Annotated in this window: 27 protein-coding genes, 1 pseudogene and 1 other annotated feature; of the genes and pseudogenes, 9 read left to right on the forward strand and 19 right to left on the reverse strand. The window is 52.8% G+C overall.

What is annotated here, in order from left to right; translation table 11 throughout:
- Positions 1 to 8: 8 nt before the first annotated feature.
- The 3 genes from ACH0VJ_RS00900 to ACH0VJ_RS00910 are packed head-to-tail and all read left to right on the forward strand — an operon-like array spanning position 9 to position 2,901.
- Positions 9 to 1,016, forward strand: coding sequence for an ABC transporter ATP-binding protein (locus tag ACH0VJ_RS00900; protein ID WP_000058857.1), 1,008 nt, complete (start codon positions 9 to 11; stop codon positions 1,014 to 1,016).
- Positions 1,013 to 2,017 carry a murein tripeptide/oligopeptide ABC transporter ATP-binding protein OppF gene (oppF, locus tag ACH0VJ_RS00905; protein WP_000994698.1) on the forward strand — a complete coding sequence of 335 codons (1,005 nt, stop codon included), beginning with the start codon at positions 1,013 to 1,015 and terminating at the stop codon, positions 2,015 to 2,017. The genes ACH0VJ_RS00900 and oppF overlap by 4 nt, the downstream gene beginning before the upstream one ends.
- A 47-nt stretch (positions 2,018 to 2,064) precedes the next feature.
- Positions 2,065 to 2,901, forward strand: coding sequence for an ion transporter (locus tag ACH0VJ_RS00910; protein ID WP_000059074.1), 837 nt, complete (start codon positions 2,065 to 2,067; stop codon positions 2,899 to 2,901).
- A 47-nt stretch (positions 2,902 to 2,948) separates the two neighbouring features.
- Here ACH0VJ_RS00910 and ACH0VJ_RS00915 read toward each other — a convergent pair whose 3' ends face one another.
- Together ACH0VJ_RS00915 and cls are read right to left on the reverse strand one after the other, a co-directional pair.
- Positions 2,949 to 3,278: an HI1450 family dsDNA-mimic protein gene (locus ACH0VJ_RS00915; RefSeq protein ID WP_000425070.1), complete on the reverse strand. Its 330-nt coding sequence runs from the start codon at positions 3,276 to 3,278 to the stop codon at positions 2,949 to 2,951.
- Positions 3,279 to 3,311: 33 nt separating this feature from the next.
- Entirely contained in the window at positions 3,312 to 4,772 is a 1,461-nt protein-coding gene (gene cls, locus ACH0VJ_RS00920; RefSeq protein WP_000206879.1) for a cardiolipin synthase, read from the reverse strand.
- Between the two features lie 142 nt (positions 4,773 to 4,914).
- Between cls and ACH0VJ_RS00925 the strand changes: the two genes are divergently transcribed.
- Complete coding sequence (locus tag ACH0VJ_RS00925) at positions 4,915 to 5,088, forward strand: YciY family protein (protein WP_001531561.1); 174 nt, start codon at positions 4,915 to 4,917, stop codon at positions 5,086 to 5,088.
- 43 nt (positions 5,089 to 5,131) lie between these two features.
- Here ACH0VJ_RS00925 and ACH0VJ_RS00930 read toward each other — a convergent pair whose 3' ends face one another.
- Entirely contained in the window at positions 5,132 to 5,428 is a 297-nt protein-coding gene (locus ACH0VJ_RS00930; protein ID WP_000967605.1) for a YciI family protein, read from the reverse strand.
- Between the two features lie 223 nt (positions 5,429 to 5,651).
- On the opposite strand from ACH0VJ_RS00930, the gene tonB reads away from it, so the two are divergent.
- The gene (tonB, locus tag ACH0VJ_RS00935) at positions 5,652 to 6,380 is read left to right on the forward strand and encodes a TonB system transport protein TonB (protein ID WP_001520573.1); all 729 of its coding nucleotides are present in this window, start codon (positions 5,652 to 5,654) and stop codon (positions 6,378 to 6,380) included.
- Between the two features lie 59 nt (positions 6,381 to 6,439).
- Here the strand turns inward: tonB and yciA are convergent, their stop codons facing one another.
- The 4 genes and pseudogenes from yciA to ACH0VJ_RS00955 form a co-directional block, all read right to left on the reverse strand.
- Positions 6,440 to 6,841, reverse strand: coding sequence for an acyl-CoA thioester hydrolase YciA (yciA, locus tag ACH0VJ_RS00940; protein ID WP_000210317.1), 402 nt, complete (start codon positions 6,839 to 6,841; stop codon positions 6,440 to 6,442).
- A gap of 160 nt (positions 6,842 to 7,001) precedes the next feature.
- The gene (locus tag ACH0VJ_RS00945) at positions 7,002 to 7,541 is read right to left on the reverse strand and encodes a septation protein A (RefSeq protein WP_000808682.1); all 540 of its coding nucleotides are present in this window, start codon (positions 7,539 to 7,541) and stop codon (positions 7,002 to 7,004) included.
- A gap of 56 nt (positions 7,542 to 7,597) precedes the next feature.
- A pseudogene (locus ACH0VJ_RS00950) lies at positions 7,598 to 8,341 on the reverse strand (YciC family protein).
- Positions 8,342 to 8,366: 25 nt separating this feature from the next.
- Positions 8,367 to 8,771 (reverse strand): YkgJ family cysteine cluster protein, encoded by a 405-nt coding sequence (locus tag ACH0VJ_RS00955; RefSeq protein ID WP_000114955.1) that lies wholly within the window; start codon positions 8,769 to 8,771, stop codon positions 8,367 to 8,369.
- A gap of 337 nt (positions 8,772 to 9,108) precedes the next feature.
- On the opposite strand from ACH0VJ_RS00955, the gene ompW reads away from it, so the two are divergent.
- Positions 9,109 to 9,747 (forward strand): outer membrane protein OmpW, encoded by a 639-nt coding sequence (gene ompW / locus ACH0VJ_RS00960; RefSeq protein WP_000714799.1) that lies wholly within the window; start codon positions 9,109 to 9,111, stop codon positions 9,745 to 9,747.
- A gap of 81 nt (positions 9,748 to 9,828) precedes the next feature.
- Here ompW and ACH0VJ_RS00965 read toward each other — a convergent pair whose 3' ends face one another.
- From ACH0VJ_RS00965 to trpL, 10 genes are all read right to left on the reverse strand, one after another.
- Complete coding sequence (locus ACH0VJ_RS00965) at positions 9,829 to 10,707, reverse strand: manganese catalase family protein (RefSeq protein WP_000488349.1); 879 nt, start codon at positions 10,705 to 10,707, stop codon at positions 9,829 to 9,831.
- 19 nt (positions 10,708 to 10,726) lie between these two features.
- Positions 10,727 to 11,233 (reverse strand): ferritin-like domain-containing protein, encoded by a 507-nt coding sequence (locus ACH0VJ_RS00970; RefSeq protein ID WP_001109977.1) that lies wholly within the window; start codon positions 11,231 to 11,233, stop codon positions 10,727 to 10,729.
- A gap of 73 nt (positions 11,234 to 11,306) precedes the next feature.
- Positions 11,307 to 11,810, reverse strand: coding sequence for a ferritin-like domain-containing protein (locus ACH0VJ_RS00975; RefSeq protein ID WP_001022822.1), 504 nt, complete (start codon positions 11,808 to 11,810; stop codon positions 11,307 to 11,309).
- 89 nt (positions 11,811 to 11,899) lie between these two features.
- Positions 11,900 to 12,082 (reverse strand): general stress protein, encoded by a 183-nt coding sequence (locus ACH0VJ_RS00980; protein WP_000807657.1) that lies wholly within the window; start codon positions 12,080 to 12,082, stop codon positions 11,900 to 11,902.
- Positions 12,083 to 12,561: 479 nt separating this feature from the next.
- A complete protein-coding gene (trpA, locus tag ACH0VJ_RS00985) occupies positions 12,562 to 13,368 on the reverse strand; it encodes a tryptophan synthase subunit alpha (RefSeq protein WP_000443029.1) in 807 nt (268 codons plus the stop codon).
- Positions 13,368 to 14,561 (reverse strand): tryptophan synthase subunit beta, encoded by a 1,194-nt coding sequence (gene trpB, locus ACH0VJ_RS00990; protein WP_079833522.1) that lies wholly within the window; start codon positions 14,559 to 14,561, stop codon positions 13,368 to 13,370. The genes trpA and trpB overlap by 1 nt, the downstream gene beginning before the upstream one ends.
- Positions 14,562 to 14,570: 9 nt before the next feature.
- Entirely contained in the window at positions 14,571 to 15,929 is a 1,359-nt protein-coding gene (trpCF, locus tag ACH0VJ_RS00995) for a bifunctional indole-3-glycerol-phosphate synthase TrpC/phosphoribosylanthranilate isomerase TrpF (RefSeq protein WP_001195280.1), read from the reverse strand.
- 3 nt (positions 15,930 to 15,932) lie between these two features.
- Entirely contained in the window at positions 15,933 to 17,528 is a 1,596-nt protein-coding gene (trpD, locus tag ACH0VJ_RS01000) for a bifunctional anthranilate synthase glutamate amidotransferase component TrpG/anthranilate phosphoribosyltransferase TrpD (protein ID WP_000763483.1), read from the reverse strand.
- Complete coding sequence (gene trpE / locus ACH0VJ_RS01005; protein ID WP_001194395.1) at positions 17,528 to 19,090, reverse strand: anthranilate synthase component I; 1,563 nt, start codon at positions 19,088 to 19,090, stop codon at positions 17,528 to 17,530. Before trpE ends, trpD begins: the two co-directional genes overlap by 1 nt.
- Positions 19,091 to 19,112: 22 nt before the next feature.
- Positions 19,113 to 19,208, reverse strand: a sequence feature (Trp leader region).
- Positions 19,185 to 19,229, reverse strand: a complete 45-nt coding sequence (gene trpL / locus ACH0VJ_RS01010; protein ID WP_010989026.1) for a trp operon leader peptide — start codon at positions 19,227 to 19,229, stop codon at positions 19,185 to 19,187. Its footprint overlaps the feature before it by 24 nt.
- Before the next feature lie 121 nt (positions 19,230 to 19,350).
- On the opposite strand from trpL, the gene rnm reads away from it, so the two are divergent.
- From rnm to rluB, 3 genes are all read left to right on the forward strand, one after another.
- Positions 19,351 to 20,232, forward strand: coding sequence for an RNase AM (rnm, locus tag ACH0VJ_RS01015; protein ID WP_000500433.1), 882 nt, complete (start codon positions 19,351 to 19,353; stop codon positions 20,230 to 20,232).
- Positions 20,233 to 20,239: 7 nt separating this feature from the next.
- A complete protein-coding gene (locus ACH0VJ_RS01020; protein ID WP_000077250.1) occupies positions 20,240 to 20,860 on the forward strand; it encodes an L-threonylcarbamoyladenylate synthase in 621 nt (206 codons plus the stop codon).
- A gap of 100 nt (positions 20,861 to 20,960) precedes the next feature.
- Complete coding sequence (rluB, locus tag ACH0VJ_RS01025) at positions 20,961 to 21,836, forward strand: 23S rRNA pseudouridine(2605) synthase RluB (RefSeq protein ID WP_001291233.1); 876 nt, start codon at positions 20,961 to 20,963, stop codon at positions 21,834 to 21,836.
- An 86-nt stretch (positions 21,837 to 21,922) separates the two neighbouring features.
- On the opposite strand, the gene cobO is transcribed toward rluB, so the two are convergent.
- Positions 21,923 to 22,513 carry a cob(I)yrinic acid a,c-diamide adenosyltransferase gene (gene cobO / locus ACH0VJ_RS01030; RefSeq protein ID WP_001278856.1) on the reverse strand — a complete coding sequence of 197 codons (591 nt, stop codon included), beginning with the start codon at positions 22,511 to 22,513 and terminating at the stop codon, positions 21,923 to 21,925.
- Positions 22,510 to 23,271, reverse strand: coding sequence for a YciK family oxidoreductase (locus tag ACH0VJ_RS01035; RefSeq protein WP_000559308.1), 762 nt, complete (start codon positions 23,269 to 23,271; stop codon positions 22,510 to 22,512). Before ACH0VJ_RS01035 ends, cobO begins: the two co-directional genes overlap by 4 nt.
- Positions 23,272 to 23,465: the final 194 nt, after the last annotated feature.

The raw sequence follows: 23,465 nt of genomic DNA on the forward strand, positions 1-23,465 counted from the left end.
GTACAGCCATGAGCTTATCAGAAACCGCAACTCAGGCGCCGCAACCGGCGAATGTACTGCTGGAGGTAAACGATCTTCGTGTTACGTTCGCTACGCCTGATGGCGATGTGACGGCGGTCAACGATCTGAACTTTACGCTTCGCGCTGGAGAAACGTTAGGTATTGTTGGCGAGTCTGGATCGGGGAAATCGCAAACGGCGTTCGCATTAATGGGATTGCTGGCGACGAATGGTCGAATCGGCGGTTCTGCGACCTTCAACGGACGTGAAATTCTTAATCTACCTGAGCGCGAACTGAATACGCTGCGCGCAGAACAGATTTCGATGATTTTTCAGGACCCGATGACCTCGCTAAATCCTTATATGCGCGTTGGGGAGCAGTTAATGGAAGTCCTGATGCTGCATAAAGGAATGAGCAAAGCGGAAGCTTTTGAAGAGTCCGTCAGAATGCTGGATGCCGTAAAAATGCCGGAAGCGCGCAAACGGATGAAAATGTACCCGCACGAATTTTCCGGCGGAATGCGTCAACGTGTGATGATTGCGATGGCGCTGTTGTGCAGGCCGAAACTGCTTATTGCCGATGAGCCTACCACCGCGCTTGATGTTACCGTGCAGGCGCAGATTATGACCTTGCTTAATGAGCTAAAGCGCGAATTTAATACCGCCATTATCATGATTACCCACGATCTGGGCGTGGTCGCGGGTATTTGCGATAAGGTCCTGGTAATGTATGCCGGGCGTACCATGGAATACGGTAAGGCGCGCGATGTTTTTTATCAGCCCGTCCATCCGTATTCGATAGGCCTGCTTAATGCGGTGCCGCGTCTGGATAGCGAGGGGGCGGAAATGCTGACGATTCCGGGCAATCCTCCCAATTTATTGCGTTTGCCTAAAGGTTGTCCATTCCAGCCGCGTTGTCCTCATGCGATGGAGATCTGCAATAATGCGCCACCACTTGAAGCGTTCAGTCCTGGTCGCTTGCGCGCCTGTTTTAAACCGGTGGAGGAACTGCTATGAATGCTGTGATTGAACAACGTAAAGTTCTCCTCGAAATCGCCGATCTGAAAGTACATTTTGATATCAAAGAAGGGAAGCAGTGGTTCTGGCAACCGCCGAAAACTCTGAAAGCGGTGGACGGCGTTACGCTACGCCTGTATGAAGGCGAAACGCTGGGCGTGGTGGGCGAATCCGGCTGCGGCAAGTCGACGTTTGCGCGCGCCATTATTGGTCTGGTGAAGGCGACAGATGGTAAAGTCGCCTGGCTGGGAAAAGATCTGCTGGGCATGAAAGCGGATGAGTGGCGCGAGGTGCGCAGCGATATCCAGATGATTTTCCAGGACCCGCTGGCGTCACTCAATCCGCGAATGACGATTGGCGAAATTATCGCTGAACCGCTGCGCACTTATCATCCTAAACTTTCGCGCCAGGACGTGCGTGACCGCGTGAAAGCCATGATGCTGAAAGTGGGGCTGTTGCCGAACCTCATCAACCGTTATCCCCATGAATTTTCCGGGGGGCAGTGCCAGCGCATCGGTATCGCCCGGGCATTGATCCTGGAACCTAAGCTCATTATTTGCGATGAGCCGGTGTCGGCGCTGGACGTTTCTATTCAGGCGCAGGTGGTGAATTTGCTCCAGCAGTTACAGCGAGAGATGGGGCTGTCGTTGATTTTTATTGCGCACGATCTGGCGGTCGTAAAGCACATATCCGATCGTGTCCTGGTGATGTATCTCGGTCATGCGGTAGAATTGGGCACCTATGATGAGGTGTACCATAATCCACTGCATCCTTATACCAAAGCGCTGATGTCGGCGGTACCGATTCCCGATCCCGATCTGGAGCGAAATAAGAAGATACAATTGCTGGAGGGCGAATTACCTTCGCCCATTAACCCGCCTTCCGGCTGCGTGTTCCGTACACGCTGTCCGCTAGCCGGGCCAGAATGCGCGCAAACGCGACCGGTGCTGGAAGGAAGTTTTCGCCATGCCGTTTCCTGCCTTAAAGTAGACCCGTTATAATCGCAAGGGCTGACAATTCGTCAGCCCTTCTTTTAGGTGAGGTTACCGTGTCACTTTCTTTGTCGTCGGTTCGCCGTCGTCTTTATCATAATCTGTTCGATTTGACTACGCGCTCAGGTCGCCGTTTTGAAGGGTTATGCGCGCTGTTTGCGCTGCTTAGCGTACTGGTCATTTTTGTTGAATCAGGCGTAGGAACGGAATATCACCTGACATTTGATGAATGGCATATTTTTGTCTGGCTGGAGCTCTGCGTTACCCTGATATTTACCGGTGAATACTTGCTCAGACTGTTTAGCTGGCCCGAACCGGCAAAATACGTTTTTAGTTTCTGGGGATTTATTGATCTGGTGACGATTTTGCCGCTGTACGTCATGTGGCTGTGGCCGGAAATTAGCCTGAACTATATGTTTGCCTGGCGCGCTATGCGAGCGATTCGCGTGCTGCGTATTCTTAAACTGCTACGCTTTATGCCATCCCTGCGCGTATTCTGGAGCGCCATTATTAGCGCGCGTCATCAGCTTATTCTGTTCTATTCATTTATTGCGATCGTGATGATTATTTTCGGTGCCCTGATGTATCTTATTGAAGGACCGAAATATGGCTTCACGACGCTTAATGCCTCGGTGTATTGGGCGATAGTGACAGTCACAACCGTGGGGTACGGTGATATTACGCCGCATACGCCGCTGGGACGTATTGTCGCGTCGGTGCTTATTTTGATTGGTTATTCGGTGATTGCGATTCCTACAGGACTGATTACCACGCACATGAGCAGCGCGTTTCAAAAACGTCACTGGCAGCGAAAATGTCCGCAGTGCCAGCAAAGCCAGCATGAACATAGCGCGCAATATTGTAATCGATGCGGCAGTAAGCTACCGGATTAAACAGGCTTGCCGGAGGGCGCAATCAAACGCCATCCGGCCTGAACCGCTTATTCGCGCCAGAGAATATGGCACAGCTTGTGGTCCTTTTCCCGGCACAGCAGAACGCGGGCGAAAATGTCGTTAATTTCGCCGTCTTCGGTATCCGCCAGGCCAATTACCACCTCGGCAAAAAAGTCTGGATTCAGGTCAAAATCGACGTGCTCTTGCCAGTCTTCAGCGGGATCAAACAACTCCGCGCCGCCGCGCTCCTCGAATTGCAAATTGAACAGAATGATATCAGCCGGATCAAGATTATCCGCCGCCAGCTCAAGAAAAATATCGTAAGCCTGCTCAAGCGTTTCGTCTTCAGTCAGGCGATTGTTCAGATCCATTTCCATAGTGACTACCTGTTTACTCATGTTGGTCACGTTTTACAGCAATGGACTAAAGAAGTAAAACAATCGCTCGGTAATACGCTGCCATAACGGACGTTTTACCCACAAACGCGCATCTAACAGGCGGGAGCGCGAAATATAATCGTCCTGTACCGCAGCCAGATCGGCGCCGAAACCCGTATCATCAATGACCAGCGTAATCTCGAAATTAAGCCACAGGCTACGCATGTCGAGATTCACGGTACCGACCAGGCTCAGTTCGCCATCGACCAGCACGCTTTTGGTATGTAACAGCCCGCCTTCGAACTGATAGATTTTCACGCCCGCCGCCAGTAACTCGCTAAAAAAGGCGCGACTGGCCCAGCCGACGAGCAGTGAATCATTTTTACGGGGCAGGATAATACTGACATCCACGCCGCGCTGCGCAGCGGTACAAATAGCGTGCAGCAGATCGTCGCTGGGGACGAAATATGGCGTGGTCATAATTAAATATTCGCGCGCAGCATAGGTGGCGGTTAATAGTGCCTGGTGAATGAGATCTTCCGGAAAACCAGGGCCGGAAGCAATGGTATGAATGGTATGCCCGCTGGCCTGCTCAAACGGCATAATATTCACATCCGGCGGGGGAGGCAGAATGCGTTTACCCGTCTCGATTTCCCAATCGCAGGAGTAAACAATCCCCATTGCTGTCGCCACGGGGCCCTCCATCCGCGCCATCAAATCGACCCATTGCCCAACGCCGGCATCCTGTTTGAAAAAACGCGGGTCCACCATATTCATACTGCCGGTATAGGCGATGTAATTGTCAATCATCACCATTTTACGGTGCTGGCGAAGATCCATACGGCGTAAAAAGACGCGCATCAGATTCACCTTCAGCGCTTCTACGACTTCAATGCCAGCGTTACGCATCATGGCCGCCCAGGGGCTGCGGAAGAAAGCGACGCTACCCGCGGAGTCCAGCATAAGCCGGCAGTGGATGCCGCGGCGGGCGGCGGCCATTAACGATTCAGCGACCTGATCCGCCATGCCGCCTGGCTGCCAGATGTAAAACACCATTTCGATATTATGCCGCGCCAGTTGGATATCGCGAATAAGCGCCTGCATGACATCATCGGAGTCGGTAAGCAATTGCAACTGGTTGCCTTTGACGCCCGCAATCCCCTGACGTCGTTCGCACAGCTTAAACAAGGACGATGCGACGCTACTGTTTTCTTGCGCGAAAATGTGTTTGCAGGCTTTGAGATCATTCAACCATTTGGCGGTAGACGGCCACATGGCGCGGGCACGCTCGGCGCGACGTTTGCCTAAATGCAATTCGCCCACGGACAAATAGGCGATGATCCCGACCAGCGGAAGGATATAGATGATTAACAACCAGGCCATTGCGGAGGGAACTGCGCGCCGTTTCATTAGAATACGTAATGTGACGCCGGCAATGAGAATCCAGTATCCCAAAATGACCAGCCAACTCACCACGGTGTAGAAGGTTGTCATAACTTTAAAAATCCTTTAGAAAGCGTGTTGTTAAGAGTTTACGCGTCAGGATTCACATGGCAAATAAAAACACGGGAAAAGCGCTGGTCTGCATCCGGCGAGGGGGTATAATGGCGCTTCTGTTACAGTGAGAGTCGTAAACATGAAGCGTAGTAGAACGGAAGTGGGGCGCTGGCGAATGCTACGTCAGGCGAGCCGCCGTAAAGCGCGTTGGCTTGAAGGGCAATCACGCCGTAATATGCGTATCCATACCATCAGGAAATGCATCTTTAATCGTCAGCGTAATTCATTACTCTTTGCGATTCACGGTGTGTGAGCCAGAAAGGGCACCGTATGCGGTGCCCAACAGGCCATCCTTTTCAAAAGATCTTCTTATACGGTTTGACCGAAACCTGTGCATAGACGCCCGCTGCGACGTAGGGATCCGCATCAGCCCAGGATTGCGCTGCTTCTAAAGATTCAAATTCAGCAATGACCGTTGACCCGGTAAATCCGGCTACCCCAGGATCGTTACTGTCCACTGCGGGCATCGGCCCGGCAGTTAATAATCGCCCTTCATCATGCAGAAGTTGCAGGCGCGCCAGATGCGCGGGCCGTACCGAGAGGCGTTTTTCAAGCGAGTTGGCATTGTCCTGAGCGTAAATAACATACAGCACGGGTAGAGCTCCTTAATCGGTAAAAGTTGCTGATTACGTTATTGGAAAGGGCATTTAACTGCAATGTAAAGATACCGACTTTGTTAAACATGCACATTTTGTGTGGTGTTTTTGCGCGATATCATCTTTTAAATGCCGCTATCGGCAATGCCTTATTGAATATGATTGCTATTTGCATTTAAAATTCAGCTCTGGTTTTTCAACTGAAACGATTATGACTTCAATGACCCTTGATTTACCTCGTCGCTTTCCCTGGCCGACACTCCTTTCCGTAGGCATTCATGGTGCTGTAGTGGCAGGTTTGCTCTATACCTCGGTACATCAGGTTATTGAATTGCCTGCGCCAGCGCAGCCTATCACGGTGACAATGGTTTCACCCGCTGACCTGGAGCCGCCCCAGGCGGTTCAGCCGCCGCCGGAGCCGGTGGTTGAACCCGAACCCGAACCGGAGCCAGAGCCGATCCCTGAACCGCCTAAAGAAGCGCCCGTGGTGATTGAGAAACCCAAACCTAAGCCAAAACCCAAGCCAAAACCGAAACCGGTGAAAAAGGTTGAAGAGCAGCCGAAGCGCGAAGTCAAACCAGCCGCGCCGCGTCCTGCCTCACCGTTTGAAAATAGCGCCCCGGTGCGGCCAACAAGCAGCACCGCATCGGCGACCAGCAAGCCCGCGGTGAGCGTGCCCACTGGACCTCGCGCTCTGAGCCGTAACCAGCCGCAGTATCCGGCGCGAGCACAGGCGTTACGTATTGAAGGCCGCGTAAAGGTGAAGTTTGACGTGACCTCTGCTGGGCGAGTGGAAAATGTACAGATTCTATCCGCGCAGCCAGCCAATATGTTTGAGCGTGAAGTTAAGAATGCGATGCGAAAATGGCGCTATGAAGCAGGCAAGCCGGGTTCCGGGCTGGTGGTCAATATTATCTTCCGTCTGAACGGTACGGCGCAGATTGAGTAATCTCTGGCGCCGCCAGCCAGGAATATACCATCACCTGCTGGCGGCGTAAGCGGGTATACTTAACCCTGAACCGGGAGCGGGCGAGGTTTACCGTCCGGATCGACGGCAACATAAATAAACAGCGCCTCGGTGGCCTTGTAGCGCTGCCCAATCGGTTCTGACGCGACTTTTTTCACCCAGACTTCAATATTTATGCTAATAGACGTCGTACCGCGTTTAACGCAGCGCGCGTAGCAGCATACGACATCGCCAACCGCGACGGGGCGCAGAAATGTCATTCCTTCCACGCGTACGGTTACAACCCGACCGTGCGCGATCTCTTTGGCCAGTATCGCGCCGCCAATATCCATTTGCGACATCAGCCAGCCGCCAAAAATATCGCCGTTCGCATTGGTATCGGCAGGCATGGCCAATGTACGTAAAACCAGCTCGCCCTGAGGAGTATTATCCATTGTTGTCATTGTAAAACCGACTATCAGAAAAAATTACAGCCGCGATGCTACTATGAATTTTGTGTGGAGAATAGTGGGAATAAAGGTACTGACGGGAAAGCGCAGGGCGTAAAGGCGGAGAAAATATCGCCAGGCGTTCGCAGTCTGGCGATGATAAGTCACGGGAGGGTTATGATTTATCTTCCTGTGGCAGATGCCGGTAGATATAGACGCCGCTCAGCAGGGTAAAAATGAGCGTCAGCGCCGTGAGTCCAAAGACCTTAAAGTTGACCCAGATATTTTGCGGCAACCAGAAGGCGATATAAATGTTAGCCAGACCGCACGCAATAAAAAACAGCGCCCACGCCAGGTTCAGCTTTGACCAGACCTGCTGCGGCAACGCCAGTTCTTTACCTAACATACGTTGGATTAACGGTTTTTTCATCACCCACTGGCTTATTAACAGCGCGCCGGCGAACAGCGCATAAATAACCGTCACCTTCCATTTAATAAATTCATCGTTATGGAAGAAGAGCGTCAGACCGCCGAAGACGGCAACCAGAACAAAGGTAATCAGCGCCATCTTCTCTATTTTCCGATAGCGCACCCAGCTATAAATCAGCACGATTGCCGTCGCGACAATCAGTGCGGAGGTCGCCGCATAGATGTCATAAAGTTTATAAAACGCAAAAAAGACAACCAGCGGTAAAAAATCCAGAAACTGCTTCATTCTTCGATTCCATCATCAACGAGCGTCGAATGCGCCGCGTAACGGCGCATTGCGGATTATTGGCGAATCAACATATACAGGCGGAATAAGTAGATAAGCAACACTGCGGAAATCAGATTGCTCAACGTATTCGCCAGTACAGCGCCTACATTTGGGGTCAGTACAGCGAAGCTGGGCGCGAACAGCAATAGCAATGTTTTAGCCAGTAACCAGCCTATCACCGCAGGCGCGACCAGTCTCATGTTAGCCTAGGCTAAACGCATACTGCTGCGCATTGCGGCAAACACGCCCATTTTCTCTTCAACCAACATCACTGGCGCAAGCGCCAGCACAATGGCCATAATAATCCCCGGAACGACAATCAGCATTATACCGATTTGCACTAACAGGGTAGTCAGAAAAATAAGAATAAACAGTTTAGGCAATGCAGGGGCGCTGGCGCCGATAGCGCGCAGCGCGCTAACCCGATGTCCCGCTGAAACTAACTGAATCATCAGGATGATACCGCCGGCCAGAATAGCGTTGCCGATAAGCCCGGAAAACGTCGAGGCGGCAGAGGCGCGCAACAGGATCTGCTGCTGCTCCGGCGTCATATTTTGTACCAGCTCAAACAGGCCAGCGCTGCCTGCCAGATGTTCTCCTTCACTGAGTTGCGCGATTTGCGCATCGCTGGGTGAAAAGGCATGACCTAAGACCACCGTGATAAATGCGCACAGCAACGAAACCAGCAAGATAGTAATAAATTGATTTCGGAAAAAATTTCCGGCGTCACGGTAAACGGACTTCGCCGTGATAGACATGCACTCTCCTTGAGTTTTGCAGGTGTTAATTTGCGGGCAATTGTACCCTGGATAACTCTACAGTGGCAGCATCAGCAGTTGTATGGAAAAGCATATCTTTGTAAAGCGGCGGTAATCCGTATCGCGCGCGGGCGCGATTACACGCCTCATTCACTTCGCCTCCTTCGCCCGATATCGAAAATTCGCGACAGGTTGAAGGGCGGTTTTCATAAATAGCGCAACTGACGTTTTCACCCGGCGTGCCAATTAGCGCTTTACAGTGCGGCTGTTTTTGGTTGGTACCGGCCATACAACGTAAAAAAGGGGTAACAGGCTCGGTTAATGACGCCGGAACGCGCCCGCTGGCATCGTCGCCTTCAGCCCAATAAAAGGAGACACGAAAATAGGCACAACAGGCACCGCATGTCATGCATGGGTTAAGAACGCTCATGATTCACCTGCAAAAAACTCACGTATCAATAGATTACAACGGAAATTAATCTGTCCCGCAGTGTTCGCGAATCTTACCGCCACGCGCCATTGCGGGACATTGATTACCTTAGCCAGCCTTTATCGCCAGGGCAACAGGAGCAGACAAATATTTGCATAGCGTGAATATGTCAAAATTGATCTGAACTCCTATAACCAGGATTTTCAATACAAGTTCTAAATTAATCTGGATCAATAAATGTTAAATTATAAGAACAAATGTGATCTGTGTTAGATCACTTATTACTTCATTGTGGGTATATTCATCACGCTTTTATAACCATAACGATGGAGCGGGTATGAAAAAATTTACAGTGGCGGCACTGGCGTTAACAACTCTTCTCTCAGGCAGCGCGTTCGCGCACGAAGCCGGAGAATTCTTTATGCGTGCAGGTCCGGCAACCGTCAGACCTACAGAAGGGGCGGGTGGTACGCTGGGGCATTTAAACGGGTTTGATGTGAGTAATAACACGCAACTCGGCCTGACATTCACTTACATGGCGACGGACAATATCGGGGTTGAATTGCTGGCGGCCACGCCGTTCCGCCATAAGGTGGGTACGGGCGCGACGGGAGATATCGCCACGGTTCACCTGTTACCGCCAACGTTAATGGCGCAGTGGTACTTCGGCGATTCCAGCAGCAAAGTGCGTCCTTATGTCGGCGTGGGGGTGAACTACACCACCTTCTTCGATAACGACTTTAACGATAATGGTAAAAATGCCGGGCTGTCCGATCTGAGCTTTAAGGATTCCTGGGGCGCGGCAGGGCAAGTTGGGGTAGATTACCTGATTAACCGCGACTGGTTAATTGGCGCCTCTGTCTGGTACATGGATATTGATACTACCGCCAATTATAAAATGGGCGGCGTTCAGCATCATGACAGCGTGCGTCTGGACCCATGGGTATTTATGTTCTCGGCAGGCTATCGTTTCTAATCGCGTGATGTTGTGACGAAAAAAGACCCCGCCAGGCGGGGTCAAAAAAGGACATGACACACGGATTTTACTTGTCGGAACTCACTTGTCTTCTTTCGGTTCGCCGCAGCCTAGTTCTGCGCCAGTGAGAGGATCAACGGTGGGGTCCGATTTCGTTCTTTCTGCCATCGCTTTGAGCAGCGCCATCTGCTCGCGCGGCAATTTCACTGTCGCCAGGCCATCGCCGCCATCAACAGCAGGCATCGGTTCTGCGACATAGTTGAAGTTCTCATCGCTATTCCAGCTACCTCGCGGATCGTCGCCTTGCGACATGTTGTAGTACACGTCGGTATACTGTTCTACCGGCGGTAATTTACCCGGCGGGAAGTTGTTACGAATCGAATACAGCGCCTTTTCAAAAGAGAGCTGGTGCGCGACTTCACGGGTCATTAAGAAACTGAGCGTGTCTTTTACGCCGGGATCGTCGGTCAGATTAATCAGGCGTTCATAAATGATCTTCGCTCGCGCCTCTGCCGCGATGTTTGAGCGTAGATCGGCTGTGACTTCGCCGATAGTATCAATATAAGCCGCGGTCCACGGTACGCCGCCGGAGTTCGTCAACGCCGGGCCGCCGCCATACAGCAGAGAGGTGATATGGCTGTCATTACCATTCTGCGTCAGCGAGCGATAAAGTTCCGCTTCGTTTTCGGTGCCTTCCGCCAGCTCGCCTTTAGCGCCTTTATTAAGCATTCCTACCAGTGAGCCGATAATTTCCAGATGACTCAGCTCCTCGGTGGCGATGTCCATTAACATCTCTCTACGACCGGCATCATCATCGCTTAAACCTTGCGTGAAGTAGCGGCAGGCGGCCGCCAGTTCGCCCTGCGGGCCGCCAAACTGTTCCAGCAGCAGGTTCGCTAATCCAGGATTAGGCTCGCTCACTCGCACTGTATATTGAAGTTGTTTTACGTGTCGAAACATATTGCCTCCTGCTTATTATTTATTTTTTGGCTTCAACGCCATCTGCTTCAGATCGCAGTAAAAATTGTTCCGTTGTCTGCGGAATATGTTTGATAAGCCAGTCAGCCATTTGCATTTCTTCTTTCAGAATGGCTTCAATCGTCGGAATTGAGGCAGTGTCGCCAGCTTTTTTTGCCGCCGCCAGCAGGGAGGTATAACAAGCAATTTCGAACTGCTCGAAAACATAACCGCTAATTGAGCCTTTGACAATTTCATCGGAAGGGAACATGCCACCGATAGATTGCCCCATTGCTGCCATTTTACTCATGGAGTCTTTCAACACCGAACGAGAAATGCCATTACGGTCCAATACTTCTTCGAGCATGGTAATTTGATGTTTGGTTTCACTAATATGTTGTTCAATTCTGGCTTTTATATCAGGATAATTTTCAATACGGCTGGCCATAGATTCAAGCATCGATTCTGCCTGTTTTTCCATGGCATGGGCGTCACGAAGCCAGTCATGATAATGTTCAGTATAATTCATTTTACATTCCTCAATGCGTGATAATCTGCTCCGATAATAAAATCGGAATCATGCAAGCTGATAATTAAAAATATTATTTCGATTTGCGTTCAGCACTTTTATTAACATTGCTGACTGCTAAATCGGTAAGTTTTAAATCAGTTTGTTTTTCCTCGTCGAGGGTTTCTTTGAGCAGTTTTAATGCTTTGCTATAGCCGAGCTGCTCGGCCAGGGTGGCTAGCGTGCCGTAGCTGGCGATTTCGTAATGCTCGACTTTTTGCGCCGCGGCGATAAGCGCTGCATCGCGTACTTCGTTTTTCTCCGTACTTTCGATGACTTCATTGGCTTCTTCAATCAGCCCTTCCATAGCGACGCATTTCATTCTTTTCAGTTTAATGCCAGATTCAGATTCGACGATCTGATCAATACGTTCAATCTGACCCTGGGTTTCTTCAAGATGAGATTGAAAGGCCTGGCTTAATTTTTCATTGGACGTGGCTCTGGCAAGTTTAGGAAGAGCCTTGGTTAATTGTTTTTCTGCACTATAGGTATCTGAAAGTAGATGGATAAAAAGGTCTTCAACGGTTTTGATATTCATAAATCTAATTCTCCTGGGCAAAATACTGCGAGCCAGAAGACTCGCAGATTGCTTGATAAAAGCATGTGTTATATTTACATTACAGTAAATCAGGAATTATCGGATTTACGTCCGCCGTGACTATTCTGACCACCTTTTTTACCGGCTTCAGAAGCTCGTTGCGGATCGTTTTTGAAATTCCCGCCGCTATGCTGACCGCCTTTGCGGCCCGCTTCAGATGCTTTTTCACGATTCTCGGCGAAATTTCCTGAACCACCACGATGTTCGGCCATATTATTTCTCCTGTCTCGTTGCTTGCTGAAAAAATCGGTTTTAATCGTGTCGACACCCTATTAAAATTAGTTGGTTAAACCGATTAGTCAAATTGACGGAAATAGTTGTGATTTACCGCGTAAATAACGCACAAAAAATGGTTTAGAGATAATATATTCTATATTTTCTTTTAGAATAAGCGATTTAACAGAAAATGCTTTGCATTGTTATTAATAACAAGAGTCACTATCTGCGGCCCTGGAAACGTTAATGCATTGTTTGTTGACATTTCTTTACATAAAGGCGGGGGAAATTGACGTGAAAACGCTAAATTTTTCGGCGTGATTAGGAGTTTTCTTAGCAAAAATTGACTTCAGACTTTTTGAAAGCTGGACGGGGAATAACACCAAAAAGATTGATGATGTACGCCTGAATCGTGATTCTGGTTTGGCGCCAACCTCTCATTAAGCCGCCAGCGTTATGCTGACGGCTTAACCCGTTATGCGCGGCTGGCGGCTTTCATCGCTGAGACAAAGGACCTGAGCTCCGCCAACATCTGTTCGGGAGACGCGAGGTTTTTCTCGATAATCTTGACAATGGCTGAGCCGGAGATAGCGCCAGCCGCCCCGGCACGCACGGCCGCAGACACCTGTTCCGGCGAGGAGATACCGAAGCCCTGTAACGCAGGCGCGGCGTGGTACTCTTTAAGCTTCTCAATGAGATGATGCAACGGCAATGCGCCACGGTTTTCTGCGCCGGTGACGCCCGAACGCGAAAGCAGGTAGGTATAACCGCGGCCGTAAGATGCGACCTGGCGCAGAAGATCGTCATCCGCATTTGGCGGGCAGATGAAGATCGGCGCGATATTATGCCGTAACGCTGCCTGGCGGAAGGGGGCCGATTCTTCAACCGGGACATCTGCGACCAGCACGGAATCTACGCCAACCTGTTCACAACGGGCATAGAACGCATCTATGCCGTTATTGAACACCAGATTCGCGTACATTAGCAGGCCAATCGGAATGGTCGGGTGTTTTTCACGAATCAGCGCCAGCATTTCAAAACACTGAGCCGGCGTGACGCCAGCGGCGAAGGCGCGTAAGTTCGCATTCTGGATGGTAGGGCCATCGGCCAGAGGATCGGAGAAGGGAACCCCCAGCTCCAGAGCGTCGGCGCCAGCGTCAATCAGTGTGTCAATAATTTTCAGTGACTGTTCAATGCCAGGGTCGCCCAGGGTCACGAAGGGGACAAAAGCGCCTTCCCGGCGATCGTTGAGTTGGGCAAATAAATTTTCGTAGCGTTCCATCAGATTTCCCCTCGCGCTTTCAGGATATCGTGTATGGTAAAGATGTCTTTATCTCCGCGGCCAGAGAGATTGACCACCAGCAGTTGCTCTTTTTCCGGCTGCTCGCGCATCATTTTCAGAGCGTGCGCCAACGCGTGGGAGGACTCCAGCGCCGGGATAATTCCCTCATGGCGGCACAACGTTTTGAAGGCTTCCAGCGCCTCATCATCGGTAATGGAGACATAATCCGCGCGTCCGATGCTGTTCAGGTACGCATGTTGCGGCCCAACGGACGGGAAATCGAGCCCGGCGGAAATGGAATAGGACTCTTCAATTTGCCCGTCTGCTGTTTGCATCATCGGCGCTTTCATCCCGAAATAGATGCCAACGCGACCATGTTTAAGCGGCGCGCCATGCTCGCCGGTTTCAATACCATGACCACCAGGTTCAACGCCTATTAGCCCGACGCTGGTATCATTAATAAAATCCGCAAACATCCCGATAGCGTTTGATCCGCCACCGACGCAAGCGATAACGGCATCTGGCAGACGACCCTCTTTGTCGAGGATTTGCGCTTTCGTCTCTTCGCCAATCATGCGTTGGAACTCGCGAACGATGGTGGGATAGGGATGCGGTCCTGCCGCCGTGCCGAGCATATAGTGCGCCGTTTCGTAACTACCGGACCAGTCGCGCAGCGCCTCGTTACAGGCATCTTTTAGCGTAGCGGAGCCGCTATGAACCGGGATAACCTCAGCGCCCATCAGACGCATACGGAAGACGTTCGGCGACTGGCGCTCAACGTCTTTGGCACCCATATAGATACGGCATTTCAGACCCAGCAGGGCGCTGGCGAGCGCAGAGGCGACGCCGTGCTGACCGGCGCCGGTTTCAGCGATAATCTCGCTTTTCCCCATCCGTTTGGCCAGCAGCGCCTGACCCAGTACCTGATTGGTTTTGTGTGCGCCGCCGTGCAGTAAATCTTCGCGCTTTAAATACAACGTGGTACGCGTACCGGCGGTAATGTTCTGGCATTTCGTCAGCGCGGTGGGGCGTCCCGCGTAGTTTTTTAGCAGATCGGCGAATTGCGCCTGAAATTCAGGATCTTTTTGCGCGCTGACGAAGGCCTCTTCAAGCTGGTTCAGCGCAGGCATCAGGATCTGCGGCACATACATGCCGCCGAATTCACCAAAGTAGGGGTTGAGAAGTGTTGTCATGTTTTTTCCTTAATATGCGCGCAGTGTCTGAAAAACCGAGGCCAGAAGACGAGCATCTTTGATGCCCGGCTGTGACTCCACACCTGAATTAAAATCGAGACCGGCACAGCCGACTTGCGCCGCCTGGACGCAGTTATCGGCCGCCAGCCCGCCCGCCAGTAACACATCATCCAGCGGTTGCCCCTGTAGCAGTGACCAGTCGAAGCGCTGCCCGCTGCCGCCTTGCCCATTGTCGAAAATGTATTTATCGACATGGTGATAATCGCGTGCGGGAAGGGCATTGCTAACGCTCAGCGCCTTCCAGATTTGCACATTGCGCGGCAACGCCTCGCGCAGCGCGTTGACATACGCCTGGTCTTCGCTGCCATGTAGCTGTACGGCAGAAAGCGACAGGACGGCGGCTTTCTGGCAAACATCGGCGATATCAGCGTTCTGGAAAACGCCGACATACTGCAATGGCGCGCCGCTTATCACTTCTCGCGCCTGCTCAACGCTCACCGCGCGTGGAGATGAGGGCACAAAAATCAACCCGCCATATATTGCACCAGCGTCACAGGCCGCTTTAGCGTCCTGGGCGCGGGTCAGGCCGCAGACTTTATTTTCGCCAAGCAGCACGCGACGGACGGCGGCGTTAAGATCGTCATGCGCCATTAACGCCGAGCCAATTAAAAAACCGTTGGCGAAGTGGCTCAGTTCGCGTACCTGACCATAGGTGTTAATCCCGGACTCGCTGATGACAGTCACGCCGTGGCCCAGTTTTGGCGCCAGCTGGCGGGTGCGATTCAAATCAATCGACAGATCGCGCAGATCGCGATTGTTGATACCTACCACTTTTGCGCCTAACGCTATCGCGCGCTCCCGTTCTTCGTCATTACTGACCTCCGTGAGCACGCCCATTTTCAGACTGTGCGCGACGGCGGAGAGTTGGCGATACTGTTCGTCATCCAGAACCGAGAGCATCAGTAAACAGGCATCGGCCTGATAGTAACGGGCAAGGTAGATCTGATAGGGATCGATAATAAAATCCTTACACAGAATCGGCTGCGGTGCGCTTTGGCTAACGACCGGCAGAAAATCGAAGCTACCCTGAAAATATTTTTCGTCGGTGAGCACCGAGATTGCCGAGGCGTAATGTTGATAAATATTGGCAATACGCGCCGGATCGAAATCATCGCGAATCACGCCTTTTGATGGCGATGCTTTCTTACACTCCAGAATAAAGGCGGTACGCGCGCCCTGGAGCGCATCATAAAAATGGCGTGTACTTGGCTGGATCTCATTTTGAAAGCTGGCCAGCGGCTGTTGCTGTTTGCGGGCTTCTACCCAAATCGCCTTGTCTGCGACGATTTTCGCTAAAACGGTTTGCATTATTTACCCTCTTGCCGCCAGTGCGGTGACTCTGTCATATGCGGTGCCGTTGCGCAGAACATCAAGCACGGTTTGCGCGTTGGCCTTGAGATCTTCCTGACCATGCAGACGCATCAGCATCGCCACGTTGGCGGCGACGGCGGCCTCATGCGCGGCATCGCCTTTACCTTGTAATAACCGCGTCAGAATGTCACGGTTTTCTTCCGGCGTGCCGCCAGCCAACTGATCCTGATGGTAAGGCGTCAGGCCAAAATCCTCCGCCGTAAGTTGATAGCTTTTAATTTCGCCGTCATGCAGCTCCGCGACAATCGTCGGCGCATGGAGCGAAACCTCATCCATGCCGCCGCTATGTACCACCGCCGCGCGCTGATAGCCCAATACTCGTAAGGTTTCCGCAATCGGCAGCACCAATTCCGGGCTATAGACGCCAATCAACGCCAGCGGCGGATGCGCCGGGTTGATCAGCGGGCCGAGTACGTTGAACAGGGTTCGCGTTTTTAACTGTTGGCGAACCGGCATCGCGTGACGGAATCCGGTGTGATATTTCGGCGCGAACAGGAAACAGACGCCCAGTTCATCTAACGCCTGACGTGATTTATCGGCGTTCATATCCAGATTAATACCGAACGCCGCCAACAGATCGGATGACCCCGATTTGCTGGATACGCTGCGGTTGCCGTGTTTCGCCACTTTCAGTCCACAGGCCGCCGCGACAAAGGCGCTGGCGGTAGAGATATTGATACTGTTACTGCCATCGCCGCCGGTACCAACGATATCCGCAAACAGATAGTCCGGGCGCGGGAACGGGGCGGCATTTTCCAGCAACGCAGTGGCGGCGCCGGCAATTTCATTGGGATGCTCGCCGCGAATTTTCATGCTCACCAGCGCGGCGGCGAGCTGTTCAGGCTTAAGTTCGCCGCGGACGACCGCCGAAAACAACTGATGGCTCTCTTGTTGCGTCAGAGTTTGCGCCTGATAGAGTTTCTCCAGAATTGGCTGTAGGGTGTTGGTCGGTTCCAGCTTTTGCTGCGCCCAGGCTAATGTTTGCTCCAGTAGACGCGCGCCCTGTGTCGTCAGGATGGACTCAGGATGAAATTGAAAACCGCAAACGCGATCCGCATCATGACGTACCGCCATCACCATGCCGTTGAAATGGGCGTTAATGGTTAGCCCGGCAGGAACATTACTGCCGACCAGCGAATGATAACGCGCGACCGGTAGCGGATTCGCCAGACCGGCGAACATCGCCTGACCGTCATGTTCAATGCTGGAGGCTTTGCCATGCAGGATTTCTCCCGCCTGACCGACATAACCGCCGTAAGCTTCGACAATCGCCTGATGCCCCAGACAAATGCCGATGATCGGTAACTTGCCGCGTAGTCGGGTCAGCAGCTCCGGCATACAGCCTGCCTCGCTGGGAATGCCCGGACCGGGGGAGAGCATTAGCACCGGATTTTTCATTGTCGCCAGGCGATCGATAAGCGTCTGCGCCGGAATATGGTTACGGTAAATCACCACGTTATGACCGTTGGTCCGTAGCTGATCTGCCAGGTTCCAGGTAAACGAGTCGATGTTATCGAGCAGCAGAATATCAGCCATCAGAAGGTCTCCTGTGCATGATGCGCGGTGGCGATAGCACGCAATACGGCGCGCGCTTTATTACGGGTTTCATCGGCTTCAGACTGCGGAACAGAGTCCAGCACGATTCCGGCGCCCGCCTGTACGGTGGCGATACCGTTCTCCACCAGCGCGGAGCGGATAACAATACAGGTGTCCAGATCGCCGTGGGCGGTGAAGTAACCGACCGCGCCGCCATAGCTGCCGCGGCGCTGTCCTTCCGCATCGGCAATCAACTGCATGGCGCGTACTTTCGGCGCGCCGCTCAGGGTGCCCATGTTCATGCAGGCGCGATAGGCGTGCAGCGCGTCGAGATCGTGACGCAGTTCGCCCACTACCCGGGAAACCAGATGCATCACGTACGAATAGCGGTCAACTTTGGTCAGATCGGCAACGTAGCGACTGCCCGGCGTACAGATGCGCGCCAGGTCATTGCGCGCCAGATCGACCAGCATCAGATGTTCGGAAAGCTCTTTATGGTCGGTACGCATGTCCAGCTCAATACGGCTGTCGAGATCTCTGTCCAGCGTACCATCGGCGCGGCGACCGCGTGGACGGGTACCCGCGATGGGGTAAATCTCAATCTGACGGCTGGCGGCGTCATATTTCAGCGAGCTTTCCGGCGACGCGCCGAAAAGCGTGAAATCATTATCCTGCATAAAGAACATATACGGGCTGGGGTTGCTCTTTTTCAGCACGTAGTAGGCAGCCAACGGCGACGGGCAGGGCAGTGAAAAGCGGCGCGACGGCACCACCTGAAATATCTCGCCCGCGCGGATGGCTTTTTGCAACTGGCGTACCACCGCGCCGAACGCGTCATCGCTCTGATTGCATTCACAGCGCATGTCCGGCACCGGCGTCACCGGCAACGGCGGCGCAGGCTGGGTTAACTGTTGGCTAAGGTACGCCAGGCGGGCGTTGAGGCGCTGTTTTTCCAGGTCGCTGGCGGTGAACAGACTGGCCTGAATACGGGTGCTTTTTTTCTGATGATCTATCACCATCAGCGTTTCCGCTAAATAAAAGCAGTAGTCCGGGCAGTTATTGCCAGCCTCAAGGTGTGGCAGCGCTTCAAAGCCAGCGACCAGGTCGTAGGCAAACAGACCGCCGAAAAACATAGCCTCCCGCTCTTGCGTCGGTATGTTCACCACTCCCTGTAAGAGGCGGAACGCATCAAATACCGACAGAGAGCATAAACGGGCGTCTTCATCTAATAATGGGCTGACGGGCGGAAAGCGTAGAATGCGACCGGCAGGCAGGACTTCGTTCTCCACGCCAGCGGGCAGGGCGGTATCCAGTAGCGGTAATAACGAGGCGCCATTATCAGATAACGCCTGAATAGTGACAGTGTCACCTAAAGAGGTAATGCGCAGCGCGCTATCTACCAGCAGCAGGCTTTTTAAATCGTCTTTACTGTCGATATCCGCGGATTCCAGCAGCAGCGTTGCCGGGCGATCGCCGCAGACCTGGTGAAAAAGCGCCGTTGGGTTTTCCCGGTAGGCGGCATCGCAGGTCAACAGTTCGAGCGTGGGTTTTGGTGTTTGCATGGTTATTCTCATTATTTTGTTCAAAAAAAAGCCCGCTTAACAGGCGGGCCGGGTATCGTTTGGCTGATTACAGCTGTTCATACACCGCCCGCTATCAGGAAGTGCGCCACCAACCGTGTAATGCAAATGTCGCTGCCATTTTAGATACCCTCTTCATGTGAACTTTCGTACTAGTTAACTGGTTCAATGGAATAATGTCAACACCTATTTCAGTATATTTGCCGGAACCGTTATGATGTACATGACATACCTTTATCTCTATGGGAGCCGCCTTGAGCGACACGAATTACGCAGTGATTTACGATCTGCACAGTCATACCACGGCGTCCGATGGACTGTTGACGCCAGAAACATTAGTACACCGTGCGGTAGAGATGCGAGTCGGCACGCTGGCGATTACCGATCATGACACCACAGCTGCGATTCCTGCGGCAAGAGAAGAAATTTCACGTTGCGGGCTGGCCCTGAATCTGATTCCCGGCGTGGAGATTTCAACGGTCTGGGAGAATCATGAGATTCACATTGTGGGTCTGAATATTGATATTGCGCACCCGGCAATGCGCGATTTTCTAGCGCAGCAGACACATCGGCGTCAGGCGCGTGGTCGGCTCATTGCGGAGCGTCTGGAAAAAGCCCATATTCCCGGCGCGTGGGAAGGGGCATTGAGACTGGCCAATGGCGGCGCGGTGACGCGCGGCCACTTCGCCCGCTTTCTGGTGGAGTGCGGCAAAGCCACGACCATGGCGGAGGTTTTTAAAAAATATCTCGCGCGTGGGAAAACCGGTTACGTTCCGCCGCAGTGGTGTACAATAGAACAAGCTATTGATGTCATTCATCATTCTGGCGGTAAGGCGGTGTTGGCCCACCCGGGACGCTACGACCTTAGCGCTAAGTGGCTGAAAAGATTAGTGGCGCATTTTGCCGACCATCACGGCGACGCGATGGAAGTGGCGCAGTGCCAACAATCACCCAATGAACGCACCCAACTGGCGACGCTTGCGCGTCAGCATCATTTATGGGCATCGCTTGGATCTGATTTCCATCAGCCCTGCCCGTGGATTGAGTTGGGGCGTAAACTCTGGCTGCCCGCTGGCGTTGAAGGCGTATGGCAGGCATGGGAACAGCCGCAAATATCACAGTGAGGGAAGTATGAGCCAGTTTTTTTATATCCATCCGGATAACCCACAGCAACGGCTGATTAATCAGGCCGTCGACATTGTGCGTAAAGGCGGTGTTATTGTTTATCCAACCGATTCCGGCTATGCCCTTGGTTGTAAAATTGAAGACAAAGGCGCAATGGAGCGCATTTGCCGCATCCGTCATCTGCCGGACGGCCACAACTTCACGCTGATGTGCCGCGATTTGTCCGAGTTGTCGACCTACTCCTACGTCGACAACGTGGCATTTCGTCTGATGAAAAACAATACGCCGGGTAATTACACCTTTATCCTGAAGGGGACAAAAGAGGTGCCGCGCCGTCTGTTGCAGGAAAAGCGTAAAACTATCGGCCTGCGCGTACCGTCAAACCCGATTGCGCTGGCGTTATTGGATACGCTGGGCGAACCGATGCTCTCGACGTCGTTGATGCTGCCTGGCAGCGATTTTACCGAGTCGGACCCGGAGGAGATTAAAGATCGGCTGGAGAAGCAGGTGGATCTGATCATCCACGGTGGTTACCTCGGTCAACAGCCTACCACGGTAATCGATTTGACCAATGACTCCCCGGTGGTGCTGCGCGAAGGCGTCGGCGACGTTACACCTTTCTTATAAGGGCGTAAGCCTGTATACTACGCGGCCTTAAAATGGCGCGGCAACGCGCCGTTCATTCTCCTGTTCGACGCCTGTGAAGGCGACACCTGAAGGAAGCTCTATGAGCGAAAAGTTACAAAAAGTGCTGGCGCGCGCTGGCCACGGCTCTCGCCGTGAAATCGAATCCATTATTGAAGCGGGACGTGTCAGCGTTGACGGTAAAATCGCCACGCTTGGCGATCGTGTTGAAGTCACTCCCGGTTTGAAAATCCGTATTGACGGTCACCTGATTTCGGTGAAAGAGTCGGCGGAACAAATTTGCCGCGTTCTGGCCTATTACAAACCAGAAGGTGAACTGTGTACCCGCAATGACCCTGAAGGGCGGCCAACCGTTTTTGATCGCTTACCGAAACTGCGCGGCGCGCGGTGGATTGCGGTAGGACGTCTGGATGTCAACACCTGCGGGCTATTGTTGTTTACCACCGACGGTGAACTGGCGAACCGCCTGATGCACCCTAGTCGTGAAGTTGAACGTGAATATGCCGTGCGCGTGTTCGGTCAGGTGGATGAATCGAAACTGCGTGATTTAAGCCGTGGCGTACAGTTGGAAGATGGTCCGGCGGCATTTAAGACCATTAAATTCAGCGGCGGCGAAGGCATTAACCAGTGGTATAACGTGACGCTGACGGAAGGGCGCAACCGCGAAGTTCGCCGACTGTGGGAAGCGGTAGGCGTTCAGGTCAGCCGTTTGATCCGCGTTCGTTACGGCGATATCCCGCTGCCGAAAGGCCTGCCGCGCGGTGGCTGGACTGAGCTCGACCTCGCGCAAACGAACTATCTGCGTGGTCTGGTAGAGCTCCCGCCGGAAACCTCGTCGAAGGTTGCCGTCGAAAAAGACCGTCGTCGTATGAAAGCGAACCAGATCCGTCGGGCGGTAAAACGCCACAGCCAGATAGCTGGCGGACGCCGCTCCGGTGGGCGTAATAACAACGGGTAATCTCTACCACGGTCTATAGGCCGAGAATCATCAGACAAGAGGGTTTGTGCCGGATGGCGGCGCAAACGCCTTAATCCGGCCTACGGTTAATAATCAATTCCCATCTGGGCTTTTACGCCCGCGTCGAAAGCATGTTTAACCGGACGCAGTTCGCTGACGGTATCCGCAAGATCAAGAATATCCCGGTGACAGCCGCGACCTGTAATAATCACCGTCTGGTGACCAGGGCGCGCGTTTAGCGCGCTTATGACCTCTTCCAGCGGCAAATAGTCATACGCCACCATATAGGTCAGCTCATCCAGGACCACCATATCAAGCAGCGGATCGGCCAGCATCCGTTTCCCATGCTGCCAAACGGCCATACATGCTGCGGTGTCTGCCTCGCGATTTTGCGTCTCCCAGGTAAATCCCGTTGCCATCACCTGAAATTCGACGCCATGCGGTTCCAGCAGATTACGCTCGCCGTTGGGCCAGGTGCCCTTAATAAATTGCACCACGCCTACGTTTTTACCGTGTCCTACGGCGCGGGCGGCAGTTCCGAAAGCCGCCGTGGTTTTGCCCTTACCATTGCCAGTAAACACGATAATAATACCGCGCTCTTCCTGTGCCTGGGCGACACGGGCGTCAACCCGATCTTTTACCTTCTGCTGGCGCTGCTGATAACGTTCATCACTCATTGGGCGATTCCTGGTTTACGGCCCGGTTGGGCGTCAAAGGTCATACCGGTTTTACGGCGACTGTCGTCGCCCATAAGCCACAGGTAAAGCGGCATAATATCGGCAGGCGTTTTTAATTTCTGTGGATCTTCCGTCGGAAAGGCGCTGGCGCGCATACTGGTGCGCGTGCCGCCCGGGTTAATGCAGTTAACACGCAGAGGACGGTTCTGGTATTCGTCCGCCAGCACCTGCATCATTCCTTCAGTAGCAAACTTCGAGGTGGCATAGGCGCCCCAGTTGGCGCGTCCCTGACGGCCAACGCTTGATGACGTAAAGACCAGCGAGCCGGCATCGGACTTCAATAATAACGGTAACAGCGCCTGGGTGAGCATAAAGGTGGCGTTAACGTTTACCTGCATGACATCCTGCCAGATCTGCGGATCTTGTTCGCTCATTGGGCCGATTTCCCCCAGTAACCCGGCATTGTGCAGGACGCCATCCAGGCGGGGATAGTGCGCGGCGATGCGGTCGGCCACTTGCCGGCACTCTTCAGCGGTGCAGGTCAGCAGATCGAGCGTAAACCACTGTGGTTGAACATGTTGCTCGTCAGCAATGTGCTGCGCGACCCGACGCAGTTTCTCTTCGTTGCGTCCCAGCAGAATCACCGTTGCGCCGTAACGCGCATACGTGAGCGCGGCTTCCCGCCCAATGCCATCGCTGGCACCAGTGACCAGAATAATGCGGTTTTGCAATAGATCTTGTTTCGGTTGGTAATGCATGGCTACTCCTCAACGGTGTGGTGCACCGTCCTGCCAGGTTGTCTTATCTTCGCGTTAACTTTTCGGGTTTATGCCTGAAAGCGCCTTTTTTTTCAATCAGACAGGGGCGATAACGCCGTAAAATGAACGTCTTGTCATACTTTTTCTTCCTCAACAGGCATACGGATGAAGAGAGACTGACTTCGATGCCTGTT

Origin of the sequence: Salmonella sp. 2020_1459 (genome assembly GCF_043847915.1) — a bacterium.
In the GTDB taxonomy this organism is placed as follows: domain Bacteria; phylum Pseudomonadota; class Gammaproteobacteria; order Enterobacterales; family Enterobacteriaceae; genus Salmonella; species Salmonella enterica.